The organism is Acinetobacter sp. Ver3 (assembly GCF_000632455.1).
GTDB lineage: Bacteria > Pseudomonadota > Gammaproteobacteria > Pseudomonadales > Moraxellaceae > Acinetobacter.
The window spans coordinates 1-12,404 of the sequence record NZ_JFYL01000076.1 but is presented as its reverse complement, the minus strand read 5'-3'; the positions used below and the strand labels follow the sequence as shown (position 1 = coordinate 12,404).

The following is a 12,404-nucleotide window of genomic DNA, read 5'->3' as shown; positions in this document are numbered from 1 at the left end:
CTTTGTTTTTCAACAAGTTTTAATCAACATCACCGCCGATGGATGTGCATTCTACAGTATTTCATATCCAATGCAACCATGTTTTTTTAAATATTTAAATAAAATATGATTAACTGGATATTTATTGTTCAATTTACGTGATTTTTATGCTTTTTTAGCTATTTTTTAAGCGTGCATGGCACAATACTTGCAAAATTATCCATTAATTTTTCATCTTTATTAATTTCTTGCCACTTTAAACTACGGCAATCTATATATTCACAATACCCAGATTGCCCCTCTTCTTGAATTCCGTCAATCTGCACCTCATAACTAAAACTACCGACATAACCTGCGGCAACACCGAATTTAAAATCTCCACGACTTTCACCTTTCACGATTATTTTTCTTTTTTTATTTTCAAATGACCATTCAAATACGCGCGCTAAATACATCTCATGCCCATTAGGGGTTTTTACTTTTGGGTATACACGATGAACTTTGAAATAAACATCATCAAACATTTCAGATGTCTGAGTTTTTAAATCTCTTAAATACATTCTTGATTGTACAATTTGATTTAAACCATTACGTATATGAGCAAGAAGTAACTGCCTTTGATCAATCAAATTAATAATCTGATAGGTAAAAAAATGAAGTGGTAGATAAGGAATATTGATCGCTCTAGCAAATTCAAATGATCCTAACTGGTCAATTTTATATGTTTGTTCTTTATAGGTTACTATTCCTTTGCATTGACACACTAATGACCAGTGATCAAATAAACCTAATTTTAGTTTGGTAAAGTGCGAAATAATTGGTTGAGTTTGAATATTCAGATCAACGGAAAGTTCATTGTCCTTTCTTATTAATTTGAAGTTTGGGATTGAGCCTTCTAGTTGCTCTCTTTGTCCGAATACAAATTTATTCTCTTTAATCTCGCAATCATTAATGATTGAATAACCATGAAAATGTCCAACCATATGTGGACTAATGCTCGTAATGAGTGAAACAGTATCCAAGGCTCTTGTTTTAATTGCATAATCATTACGCAGCATTGGAACATTCGGCTGTCCGATAATGGTTAAAAAATTAAAATAATGAAGTGGAGATGGTAATCCTGGAATCATCAATCCTTGATGAATAATTTTATAGATTCCTCGTGGACCGTGATAATCCAACCGAAAAGGAAAAGGAGCCTGATTCAGCTGTTTTGAATCGTCCGCTAAACTCATCAACAACTGCATACCAAACTCCTTTTTTATTTATATTGTTTTTTCTCGAGCCAAAAATGTAGTGACGAAACCTGAAAGTGCATAAATTATCGAGAGCACTAAAATACCGACAGGAATATTGTATGTAATCGCAGCAAAGATAAACACAACAATAGGCAAGACTGCGAACGGCACACGTTTACGATCTACGGTTTTAAACGAATAGTATTTAATATTCGAAATCATCAGCAAGCCAACTGCAATAATAATGACTGCATTTATCGTCTGAATCATTGGATCAGATAGGACAAAAATTTCAGGGAAATCACGCCCCACCCAAACCAAAGAAATGATCATTACTGCGGCTAGAGGACTAGCTACACCAATAAAATAGCGTTTATCAACCACACCTATTTGCACATTGAAACGTGCCAATCGGAATGCAGCACAAGCAGTATAGACAAAACATGCAGCCAAACCGATTCGACCTAGATCATGGAGGCTCCAGCTATACATCAAAATTGCAGGCGCAACACCAAATGCCAACATATCTGATAATGAATCAAACTGCTCACCAAAAGGGCTTTGCGCTCCAATTGCTCGTGCGACCCGACCATCTAAACCATCAAATAAAGCAGCGATAAAAATGGCATAAATGGCTTGTGTGAATTCGCCATTCATACTTGCAATAATTGAGTAAAACCCTGACAACAATGCCGCAGTAGTAATCAGATTTGGCCACAGATAAATCCCACGACGCTTAACCTTTTGCCCTTCTTGTGTATGTTCCTCTTCTTCAACTTCGAAAGTAATACCATCAAAGCCCGGAACATTTCTTGGAGAAGATTCAGTTTCAGGTTTATTTATATTTGTCATTGTCATTCGTCCTAACTGTAGCCTTATCTCTCAATATTCTTATTCGCCGACCAACCAACGAACGGCAGCATGACCACCATTTTCACTCATTCTTAAGTGCGGAAAAAGCCATTGCAATGCTTCATCTGCATCTTCAGAAAACTTCCAAGGTGGATTAATCACTAATAAACCACAACCGTTTAATCCTACAGGTGTATCGTCTGGCCATACACATACTTCACAAACCAATTGACGGCGAATACCAGTCTTAATCATTTTTTTCTCAAAACGATCAATCATTGCGCGGTCTTTAATTGGGTACCAAATTGCAAATATGCCTGTAGGCCATTTCTTATATGCCGTAGCGATGAGTTCAACCAACTGCGGAAAATCCTTTCGCTCCACCTCATATGGTGGATCAATCATGACCAATCCACGTTTTTCTTTAGGAGGAATCACACCGAGCAAACCTTCATAAGCATCACGCTCATGCAAACCTGCCCGACGATCACGCACATTCATGTAAAGTTGCTGAAATACATCTCGTTGCATCTCAAAAATTGTTGCTTTATCTGTTTCGCGCATTCCTTCCAAAGCGAACCATGGCGAACCCGGATAAGCGCCTTTTCCGGCACCTGCACGCATATCTTCTACAACTTTAAGATATTGCTTAACACCTTCAGGGGCATTACGCTTAATTGAGTCATCGAGTTTAACTAAACGGTGAATACCATTTAAAAACTCTCCCGACTTCTGTGCTGCAGACGTTGATAAATCGTATTTACCTGCACCACCATGTGTATCAATGTAACGATACGGCTTATCTTTTTGATTAAGACGTGACAAAATCTGAAGCAACAATACATGCTTCATGACATCGGCAAAGTTTCCAGCATGGAAATGGTGACGGTAATTCATGTTTCAATTATTCCTAAGATCAACAATCATTTTAACATGAAAAAGTGTTTCATTCAGAATCGATTATTACTCTAAAATAGCTGACCTTTTTTTTATACAGTAAATAGCGAGATAAATATGGAAGCAGTTGTCATCCCAGGGGATTGGAATGTTGATCAAATCCTTGATGATTTAGATCAACATGGCTTCAGTATCATCGATCATGCATACCCACCAAGCTATTTAAAAAACGTTGTAAATGAATGCCAAATCCATCTCGATGATTTTCGAAATGCAGCAATTCAAAATGGCATTGTCAGCACAATCCGCAGCGATCACATTTTGTGGTTAGATCCAAAACTATCAATTTCCCATCAACACATAAAAACCTTAGATTTACTCTCTCAGGAATTAAATCGTGCATTTTATTTAGGCATTCAAGAAGTCGAAGCCCACTTCGCTTGTTATAATCCTGGTGATTTCTATGCTTTACATCGAGACAACCCTCAAGGCAAAAATGGTCGTGTGATGTCGACAGTTTTTTATCTGCATGAGGAATGGCATCAGCATTGGGGTGGTCAACTAAAGCTACAAGATAAGAATAATCAGTGGCATATTATTGAACCCCAACCTAATCGCATCGCTCTATTTCAAAGCGATTTATTACATGAAGTTCTTGTTGCACACCACCAACGTCTTTCGATTACAGCTTGGTTAAGGACCGCACGAACTTTAATTTAGCGCTTTATTTTTTCGAAGTTGCCTCCATATAGGTTTTAAACCTGATGAGGACTCATCCATGCAATCAAATACCAAGCTAATTATTCAACGCATTGGTGAAACAGACCAACTTTACTTACAAAAAAATACGCCTGAGCTTGCCTTTGAACGTGCCGAATTGCGTTTAGAGCTGGTCAGTATGAGTAAGCTTCGTCAGGAACAAATTCATTTTCTTCAAGAAGCGATTGTTCTTCTTGAACAAGGTCGAGTAGATTTCGAAGAAATGCCAATGCGTTTGTATATTAATCTTACCCTGATGTTAGCTAGAGCCTACATGATGTATTTTGAGATTACTCAAGATGAAAAATTTGCGATCATCACCCAGCAAATTTTAAAATCATTAACATCGACCAATCATAGTGATGTTTATTTTAATCTGGCTTATGCTTGCGCTTCTCGTAAAGAGTCAGCACTTACACGCCATTGGCTAAATAAATATTTTAAAACTATTGATCATGATTTAGAGGTGATAAGAACTCACCCTGCTTTCAAACAATTTCATGACCAAGAGTGGTTTATCCAGTTAACCAAACCTAAGATGCATTAAAAAAAGCCCCATGAAAGGGGCTTTTTTAGGCCATTTTTAATTTATATGCATCCATATGTAACTGTTGATTAAGTTCATCTATCCATATTGCCCAATCATCATCTTGTACTAAATGACTAATTAAGAAGTCGCGCTGACCTTTATTCCAAAATGGTGCATCATGTAAATTTTGTTGAGCGGAAAGCTGATGTGTACGGATATAGAGTTCAATTGCCGCTGGACTATTTGCCAACCCCAATTGAGAAAACAATAACGCTAAGGAAGGTTTATGTTCCATCAAGAGACTCCCCTTATCAGATTTTAATAAAATTATTATTTAAATAACTTATAAGAAATCCATGAAAAAACCCAGCTTTTGGTCTGGGTTTATTGTTTCAATTTGTGATTATATTTTCATCACTTTGTGTCGTTTGTGAGTTGCTCACTCAGTTGATCAATGACAATGGCCCATTCATTATCTTTTTTCCAATGACTAATAATAAAATCGCGTTGCGATGGGTTCCAAAAATCAGCTTCATGCATCGGCGTATTGGGATCAAGCCGATGTGTTTGTATAAAGTGATCAATCCCTTCAGGTGAGCTATCTAGGCCCAATTGCTCAAAAAGTAATTCTTGATTTACTTCCATATCTAACATGGATTGCTCCTTGAATTTTCATGATTTTGTTCAAGATAACATGTCAATACTAAGTTCAATGTAGAAGGATTTCTTAAGCATTGTTAAGTTTTGTGCATAAAAAAAGCACTCCCAATGGAGTGCTTTTTTAATTTAGTTGAAAACTAAATTATTTAACCATATCAGCAATCGCTGCACGTTCTTCTTCTAACTCATTAAGCGTGAAGTTGATACGCTCACGGCTGAATTCGTCAATTTCAAGACCTTGAACGATTTTGTACTCGCCATTTTCACAAGTTACAGGGAAACCGAACATTACGCCTTCAGGGATACCGTAAGAACCATCAGAAGGAATACCCATAGTTACCCATTCGCCGTTTGTGCCAAGAGCCCAATCGCGCATATGGTCGATTGCAGCGTTTGCAGCAGAAGCAGCAGAAGAAAGACCACGCGCTTCGATGATCGCAGCACCACGCTTACCAACAGTTGGAAGGAATACGTCTTTATTCCATGCAGCATCGTTGATTTTGTCTTTTAAGCTTTCGCCGTTTACGTTAGCAAAACGGTAGTCAGCATACATTGTTGGAGAGTGGTTACCCCAAACTGTCATGTTTTTGATGTCAGAAACTGCAACACCAGCTTTTTGAGCAAGTTGAGTTAACGCACGGTTGTGGTCAAGACGTAACATTGCTGTGAAGTTTTTCGCTGGAAGATCTGGAGCAGATTTCATTGCGATATAAGCATTCGTGTTAGCAGGGTTACCTACAACAAGAACTTTAACGTCACGGCTAGCAACTTCGTTAAGCGCTTGACCTTGACCGATGAAGATTTCACCGTTGACTTTAAGAAGGTCAGCACGTTCCATACCAGGACCACGTGGACGTGAACCAACAAGAAGCGCGTAGTCAGCATCTTTGAATGCAACTTTAGGATCATCAGTACCGATCATGCCAGCCAATAATGGGAAAGCACAGTCGTCAAGTTCCATCATCACGCCTTTAAGCGCTTGTTGAGCTTTCTCAACAGGAATTTCTAATAATTGAAGAATAACTGGTTGGTCTTTACCCAACATTTCACCGCTAGCGATACGGAATAAAAGGCTGTAACCAATTTGACCAGCAGCGCCAGTAACGGCAACGCGAACAGGTTGCTTCATGTAATTATCTCCAGTTGAGAGGATAGTCAATGCGATTAAATAGCTGTTCTATCTAATCTTAATAATCATAAACGGCGAAGATTGTACTCCAATACTTTGACAGATGCATTGAAAAGAGAATGAATTTCAACAAAAGTCTGATAGGAAATATAAATTAACTTCGCGGAAATAAATTAGTAGGCGCCCTCTATGTCAAATGTATTTGGGCAGGTCGAGACAATATCAGACGCACATGACTTGAATTGACCATTCGTGCGATAACAGATTTCAATCCCCGTTAACACTGGGCGACCATTTAAGCTTTGGCATTGAAATTCAATACCTTGGCTGGGTAATTTTGGGTTGAGTTTGATGAATTGCGATCGTAATGCCGCGATAGAGACTGTTTTACGATCCACTCCTGTTAAGTAATCAGGAACTTTTAATTGGTCTGCATGATTAATAATGGTACGAAAATACTGACTGGCATTCATTGGAACGCAACCACCATAGTTGGCCCACAGCCTAATTCTAGCCTGCTCATCAGGCATCACCCTAGCAACAACCCTCTTCTGTAGCGGTGCCAAGGTGGCAGATGAACTCGTTTGGCAATCATGACGACTGGTTTCTGGGATAAGACCCTTTATCGTCAGTGAATATCCTTCTAGGCATTTACGGTGTTTCGCTTTTGTTCGATCTAATGCACAAATGGCAGGTGTCATCTGTACTTGAAGCACATATCCTTGTAAACCTTTCCCTGATGCCATCACATCTGCTGAACACAACAAAGCCCCTACGCTCAAACTACTGAGGAGGTAAGTGTGTTGACGACTAAACAGCAGTTTTGTGTGATTCATCCAAGCTCACAAAAATAGTTGAAATGCTATTGCGTATTTCTTACTGGAATAGGCGGCATACGACTTTCGATCGCTTGCGGCCCCTGTCCAAGCAATACACCATAATGAGCAGCATTGGTCATAACTTTCTTCACATAGTCACGTGTTTCATGAAGTGGTATTGACTCTGTGTATTGATCCGCCGCAATGCTTTTGAACTCTGGTTGCCAACGGCGTGCTCTAGTCAGTCCTGCATTATAACCAGCCGTAGCCAGAACTGGACTGTTACTCAGCATACCTTGAATCATTGACAGGTAATATGTCCCATAACGAATATTAGTATTCGGATCTGATAATGCAGCAGGATTATACGTTTCACCCATTTTTCGTGCCACATCTTTTGCTGTTGCAGGCATAATTTGCATCAATCCACCAGCACCTACATGTGAACGGGCCGTGGTTACAAAGCGACTTTCTTGACGCATTAAACCATAAGCCCACGAAGGATCAATCCCTGCATTTTTACTATGCGTCACCACTAGATTTTGATGTGGTGTCGCATAACGATATGCATAGTTATGACGTTTAAGTGTTCTTTCCGCCGCATAAATAGCACGGTCATACCACCCCATTTCTGTGGCACGTTTTGCCGCAGCCAGTAATAGACCATCATCTTGCTTGAGATAAGCTTGGCGGACAGCCCAATTCCATTCACGGTTTGTGTAAGTTGCTGAAGCATTGATATTACGTAATGCAAAAGCACGTCTAAAGTGAATATCTTGATCTAAACGTTGAATATCCTGTGCGCTTGGTTGAGCACGATCATGTGCTTCATTATAACGAATACCTAAATGGTCTTTTGCCAACAGATTATGATAATCATCGCCAGCGGCAGCTAATCGTTGATAAATACTTTTCGCAGCTTGCTTGGAAGCTTGATCTTTGCGATTTTCATACGCTCTCGCCATCCAATATTGCCAGCGATCTTCTTGTTTTTGCGTAATGCTCATACTATTTATGGCACGCAACACACTTTCCCACTCACCAAAACGAATCGCTTGACGTGCGTAAATTTCAGCCTCTTCTGGTGTAAAAGGCACGCCATAACTGTAATCAAAGTTCTTCAGCACTTCAGGATTAAAATTATTTTTCATCACTGTCGTACCTCCAATATACGCCACCGTGCGGTACATATATTTTTGAACATCTGCAGGAACACCTTGCACAACACGAGGAAGATTTTGAAGCGCCGTGTTCAAGTCAGCATCTGCAGCACGACCTAAAGCAAACACCAAATAAGCATAATCTACTGTTGTTCCTTTGGTCGCAGACCATAAATAATTCAAAGGATCTGCCTGAATTTGATTTAATTGTGCTAATGACAAGTTTAAACCCAGAGTTTGTGCTGTTGCGATCGCTGGACCAGGCTGGCCCGCTCTAAGTTGCGCATACAAGCGCTGTTGACGATCCGTGGTGGTGAGTAAGGGACTACTTAGCATTAAGCGACCTAAACCATTACACGATTCTGGCTGCGACTCTGTTGTAAGCCAGACATCTTTGTATTCAGCGTATACCAATGTATCGCCATTTTTTGCTCTTACTTGCGCAACCGCACAGCTTTCAGCTTGATCAGGATTGGTGACATAAGGTAAAACAAGTTGAGCTGTCTTGAAATCTGCTTGTTTTACCTTTTCTTCGACATAATCAGCAGCTAATTTTTCAGCCATTGCAGATTGAGGATAGCGCTGTGCAAAGCTGATAATATTCGTTGCGGGTTGGAAGCCTAAATTATTATTCAACATCCAATATTCTGGATAATATCCAAGCGCATCATTTTGCATTGCAGAACGATAATATTCGAGCTGAGCTGTATTACCCGAGTTCGCAAATTTAATCGCCTCATTAAATTGCTCTTCAGCTGCATGAGCAACGGGCAAACAACCTAGTGTTATCAGCCCCATTAAATATTGTTTTAACTGTTTTTGCTTCACTGCTTTTTTTAACACGCTTCTCTTCTCAACTTTAACTCGTCGCTACATTTGGACATGCTTTTTTTGCATGATCAACTCTTTTGCAGCGCTTGGCAATTTTAAAATGTATTTTAAATACTCTAATGATCAAGTACTGTTCTGTTATGTAAAGCGCTGATTAACCACTATTATTTTAAAGTATTTTTACTGTAAATCCATAAACTTGATCTGATTTATATATTTGTTCAACCCGTAGTACAAATACTGTAAAATAGCTCGCTTTTATCGAGTGTGGGATTCCCCCATACTTCACCGGAACATATTTATCCCTTTTTATAGGATAGGAGCCTTCATGACGGTTCAAACCTTCATTCCGAATAGTGCCCCAGCTGCCTCAGAAAACACTGTTACCCAGCCACAGCACACCCCAGCCATCGATGGTGCAGTCAAAAAACTGTATATCGAAACGCAAGGGTGTCAGATGAATGAGTATGACAGTCATCGTATGGCCGACTTGCTAGGTGATTCACACGGTTATGTATTAACGACAGACCCTGCTGATGCAGATATTCTTTTAATGAATACCTGTTCAATTCGTGAAAAAGCGCAAGAAAAAGTATTTTCAGAATTAGGTCGCTGGCGCAAGCTGAAAGAAAAAAATCCTGATTTGGTGATTGGTGTAGGTGGATGTGTTGCATCTCAAGAAGGTGACAATATCCAAAAACGTGCACCTTATGTCGACATGGTATTTGGTCCACAAACACTTCACCGTTTGCCACAAATGCTTGATCGACATACGGATCAAATTGAAAAGCCGAAAAAAGAGAAAATCAAACTGGTAGACATCTCATTTCCAGATATCGAAAAGTTCGACTTCTTACCTGAACCTCGCGTTGAAGGTTATAAGGCGTTCGTATCGATTATGGAAGGCTGTTCAAAATACTGTTCATTCTGCGTGGTGCCATACACTCGTGGTGAGGAAGTCTCTCGTCCCCTAGATGATGTACTTGCTGAAATTGCTGGTCTTGCGGAAAAGGGCGTACGTGAAGTTTCTTTACTCGGTCAAAACGTAAATGGTTACCGCGGAGAAACATTCGAAGGTGAAATCTGTACGTTTGCTGATCTTCTTCGTCTAGTGGCGGAAATTCCAGGCATTGGTCGTATTCGTTATACGACATCTCATCCCTTGGAATTCAATGATGACCTCATCCAATGCTATCGTGACCTACCACAGATGGTTTCTCACCTTCATTTACCAGTTCAAAGTGGTTCAAATGATGTATTGAAGGCGATGAAGCGTAACCACACGATTGATGTCTATATCGATAAGATTGCTAAATTACGCCAGGTACGCCCTGATATGCATTTGTCTTCAGACTTTATTATTGGCTTCCCTGGTGAAACTGATGCTAACTTTGAAGAGACATATCAATTTATTCAAGACTTAGATTTTGATCATTCTTATAGTTTCATCTACTCGAAACGTCCTGGTACACCAGCATCAGAGCTGGAAGATTTAACACCTGAAGATGTTAAAAAAGAGCGCTTGGCTAAAGTTCAACAATGGATCAAGCAATCAAGTATCCAAAAAACTGATGCTATGCTTGGTACTGTCCAACGTGTGCTCATTGAGAGCGTTTCAAAGCACGATCCAAACTTATTGGTAGGAACCGCAGACAATACACGTTTAGTAACATTTATTGGTGATGCTTCTTGGCTCGGACGCTTTGCAGAGATTGAGATTACAGAGATTAAAACCTTAAATTTAGTTTACGGTGAACTCTTGAATCTTGAACCTGACGTGGCGTAATGTAGAGGTATAGATTAATAGACTCTAAAGGAAATCTCTTGACTGCAGCGATTCGACGTACAGTGGCTTTTCCCGGTGTTTCAATGGACCGTTTACAAACCATGCTTGGCGCGTACAACGGTCATATGAAACAAATTGAACAACGTTTAGATGTAAAAATCAGTCAGCGTGGCGATAGTTTTTTTATTGACGGTGGAATTGATGAAGTCGAGAGAGTTGAATGCTTACTTCAGCGCTTATACGCCGAAGCTGAAGTTTCTCAACAAATCAGCTCTGATTTGATTCATTTAATGATTCAAGGCAGCCAGACTGATCATGAATTACAATTGGATCCTAATCAAGAACACACAGGACTTGACGAAGTCTGGCTCCAAACCCGTAAGGGCCGCATTAATCCGCGGGGGGCCAACCAAAAACGCTATGTACAACGTATTCTTCAAAGTGATATTTCTTTCGGGATTGGTCCAGCGGGTACAGGTAAGACCTATTTGGCTGTAGCTGCTGCCGTTGATATGCTTGAACGCAATGAAATTCAACGTATTCTTTTAGTTCGCCCTGCTGTGGAAGCTGGTGAAAAACTTGGCTTCTTGCCAGGTGACTTATCACAGAAAATTGATCCTTATTTACGCCCACTCTATGATGCCCTGTATGAAATGCTTGGATTTGAAAAAGTGGCAAAATTAATTGAGCGTCAAATTATTGAAGTAGCGCCACTTGCATATATGCGTGGTCGTACACTCAATCACTCCTTTGTCATTTTAGATGAAGCTCAAAATACAACGCCAGAACAGATGAAAATGTTCTTAACTCGTCTTGGTTTTGGTTCGCGTGCAGTCATTACCGGTGACATTACTCAAGTGGATTTACCACGTGGACAACAGTCTGGTTTGGCACATTCATTACGTGTGCTTGAAAAGATTAAAGAAATCCATATCACACGTTTTCACTCACGTGATGTTGTAAGACATCAGCTTGTACAAAAAATTGTAGAAGCATACGAAGGTTGGGACAGTGAACAACATCGTTTAACTGCTGAAGCACGTGCGGAACGTAAAGCGCGTCAAGAAGCACTCATATCAGAAAATGATTCTGCTGCTGATGCTCAGCATCAAGATGCAGAGTAATTTAAATCTAATCACGCTCAAGGCAAGATTTTGAAACTCAGTCTCTCACTACAACAATCGTTTGAAGCATCAAGCTTGGTGCTCAAACGTGCGTATGTTAAAAAAATTATTGAAACCACCCTTCGTCATATTGATACACAAAGCGATTGTGAAATTGGTATAGCTTGCGTAGATGTCGAAGAAAGTCACAAACTTAACCTTGAATATCGTGGTAAAGATAAGCCAACCAATGTTTTATCTTTTCCAAGCGACTTACCAGATGAAATGGCTGAAATTCTAGACAGTTTCCCTATCGGAGATCTGGTGATTTGTATTCCCGTTGTGCTTCGTGAAGCAGAAGAACAATTTAAAGCACCATTAACACATTTCACTCATATGTTGGTTCACGGTACTTTACATCTGATGGGCTATGATCATGAAACTTCTGAACAAGATGCTGAGGAAATGGAAGCAATTGAGATTGAGATTTTACAAAAACTAGGTTTTGAAAATCCTTACCTGCTTTTGGATGACGAATAACACTCCTCAATGACTTCGGTCTATGCTTCCCGTTATTCGGGAAGCAAATTAAAATAATAAATGAGTATTCAAAAATGAACTTCGTTGTCATCTTCAAAGCTAAAATAAAAAATATTGATGATG

13 protein-coding genes are annotated in these 12,404 nt (G+C 39.6%); 5 read left to right on the top strand and 8 right to left on the bottom strand.

Annotated features, from left to right (window positions below):
• Positions 1-158: 158 nt before the first annotated feature.
• The 3 genes from CL42_RS14030 to CL42_RS14020 are packed head-to-tail and all read right to left on the bottom strand — an operon-like array spanning position 159 to position 2,966.
• On the bottom strand, positions 159-1,226 hold the full coding sequence (locus CL42_RS14030) for a DUF6670 family protein (protein WP_035269899.1): 1,068 nt from the start codon (positions 1,224-1,226) through the stop codon (positions 159-161).
• 18 nt (positions 1,227-1,244) lie between these two features.
• Complete coding sequence (gene pssA / locus CL42_RS14025) at positions 1,245-2,069, bottom strand: CDP-diacylglycerol--serine O-phosphatidyltransferase (RefSeq protein ID WP_035269898.1); 825 nt, start codon at positions 2,067-2,069, stop codon at positions 1,245-1,247.
• 39 nt (positions 2,070-2,108) lie between these two features.
• A complete protein-coding gene (locus CL42_RS14020; protein WP_035269897.1) occupies positions 2,109-2,966 on the bottom strand; it encodes a 23S rRNA (adenine(2030)-N(6))-methyltransferase RlmJ in 858 nt (285 codons plus the stop codon).
• Positions 2,967-3,083: 117 nt separating this feature from the next.
• On the opposite strand from CL42_RS14020, the gene CL42_RS14015 reads away from it, so the two are divergent.
• A complete protein-coding gene (locus tag CL42_RS14015; RefSeq protein ID WP_035269896.1) occupies positions 3,084-3,686 on the top strand; it encodes a 2OG-Fe(II) oxygenase in 603 nt (200 codons plus the stop codon).
• Between the two features lie 58 nt (positions 3,687-3,744).
• Positions 3,745-4,272, top strand: a complete 528-nt coding sequence (locus tag CL42_RS14010) for a hypothetical protein (RefSeq protein WP_035269895.1) — start codon at positions 3,745-3,747, stop codon at positions 4,270-4,272.
• Positions 4,273-4,297: 25 nt separating this feature from the next.
• Here the strand turns inward: CL42_RS14010 and CL42_RS14005 are convergent, their stop codons facing one another.
• From CL42_RS14005 to CL42_RS13985, 5 genes are all read right to left on the bottom strand, one after another.
• On the bottom strand, positions 4,298-4,549 hold the full coding sequence (locus CL42_RS14005; protein WP_035269894.1) for a DUF2789 family protein: 252 nt from the start codon (positions 4,547-4,549) through the stop codon (positions 4,298-4,300).
• A 119-nt stretch (positions 4,550-4,668) separates the two neighbouring features.
• On the bottom strand, positions 4,669-4,908 hold the full coding sequence (locus CL42_RS14000; protein WP_035269893.1) for a DUF2789 family protein: 240 nt from the start codon (positions 4,906-4,908) through the stop codon (positions 4,669-4,671).
• A 148-nt stretch (positions 4,909-5,056) separates the two neighbouring features.
• The gene (locus tag CL42_RS13995) at positions 5,057-6,043 is read right to left on the bottom strand and encodes a malate dehydrogenase (RefSeq protein ID WP_035269892.1); all 987 of its coding nucleotides are present in this window, start codon (positions 6,041-6,043) and stop codon (positions 5,057-5,059) included.
• A 173-nt stretch (positions 6,044-6,216) separates the two neighbouring features.
• Positions 6,217-6,879, bottom strand: a complete 663-nt coding sequence (locus CL42_RS13990) for a ribonuclease I (RefSeq protein ID WP_081403304.1) — start codon at positions 6,877-6,879, stop codon at positions 6,217-6,219.
• Between the two features lie 26 nt (positions 6,880-6,905).
• Complete coding sequence (locus tag CL42_RS13985) at positions 6,906-8,819, bottom strand: lytic transglycosylase domain-containing protein (protein ID WP_212771604.1); 1,914 nt, start codon at positions 8,817-8,819, stop codon at positions 6,906-6,908.
• 361 nt (positions 8,820-9,180) lie between these two features.
• Here CL42_RS13985 and miaB point away from each other — a divergent pair, with 361 nt between their 5' ends.
• The 3 genes from miaB to ybeY are packed head-to-tail and all read left to right on the top strand — an operon-like array spanning position 9,181 to position 12,281.
• A complete protein-coding gene (gene miaB, locus CL42_RS13980; RefSeq protein WP_035269886.1) occupies positions 9,181-10,638 on the top strand; it encodes a tRNA (N6-isopentenyl adenosine(37)-C2)-methylthiotransferase MiaB in 1,458 nt (485 codons plus the stop codon).
• Positions 10,639-10,676: 38 nt separating this feature from the next.
• Positions 10,677-11,762: a PhoH family protein gene (locus CL42_RS13975; protein WP_035269883.1), complete on the top strand. Its 1,086-nt coding sequence runs from the start codon at positions 10,677-10,679 to the stop codon at positions 11,760-11,762.
• A 30-nt stretch (positions 11,763-11,792) separates the two neighbouring features.
• On the top strand, positions 11,793-12,281 hold the full coding sequence (ybeY, locus tag CL42_RS13970; RefSeq protein WP_035269880.1) for an rRNA maturation RNase YbeY: 489 nt from the start codon (positions 11,793-11,795) through the stop codon (positions 12,279-12,281).
• Positions 12,282-12,404: the final 123 nt, after the last annotated feature.

What these genes read in the sequence shown, in the direction of transcription:
- CL42_RS14030 (WP_035269899.1), bottom strand. Translation starts at nt 1,226, where the DNA reads ATGCAGTTGTTGATGAGTTTAGCGGACGATTCAAAACAGCTGAATCAG.
- pssA (WP_035269898.1), bottom strand. Translation starts at nt 2,069, where the DNA reads ATGACAAATATAAATAAACCTGAAACTGAATCTTCTCCAAGAAATGTT.
- CL42_RS14020 (WP_035269897.1), bottom strand. Translation starts at nt 2,966, where the DNA reads ATGAATTACCGTCACCATTTCCATGCTGGAAACTTTGCCGATGTCATG.
- CL42_RS14015 (WP_035269896.1), top strand. Translation starts at nt 3,084, where the DNA reads ATGGAAGCAGTTGTCATCCCAGGGGATTGGAATGTTGATCAAATCCTT.
- CL42_RS14010 (WP_035269895.1), top strand. Translation starts at nt 3,745, where the DNA reads ATGCAATCAAATACCAAGCTAATTATTCAACGCATTGGTGAAACAGAC.
- CL42_RS14005 (WP_035269894.1), bottom strand. Translation starts at nt 4,549, where the DNA reads ATGGAACATAAACCTTCCTTAGCGTTATTGTTTTCTCAATTGGGGTTG.
- CL42_RS14000 (WP_035269893.1), bottom strand. Translation starts at nt 4,908, where the DNA reads ATGTTAGATATGGAAGTAAATCAAGAATTACTTTTTGAGCAATTGGGC.
- CL42_RS13995 (WP_035269892.1), bottom strand. Translation starts at nt 6,043, where the DNA reads ATGAAGCAACCTGTTCGCGTTGCCGTTACTGGCGCTGCTGGTCAAATT.
- CL42_RS13990 (WP_081403304.1), bottom strand. Translation starts at nt 6,879, where the DNA reads ATGAATCACACAAAACTGCTGTTTAGTCGTCAACACACTTACCTCCTC.
- CL42_RS13985 (WP_212771604.1), bottom strand. Translation starts at nt 8,819, where the DNA reads ATGGGGCTGATAACACTAGGTTGTTTGCCCGTTGCTCATGCAGCTGAA.
- miaB (WP_035269886.1), top strand. Translation starts at nt 9,181, where the DNA reads ATGACGGTTCAAACCTTCATTCCGAATAGTGCCCCAGCTGCCTCAGAA.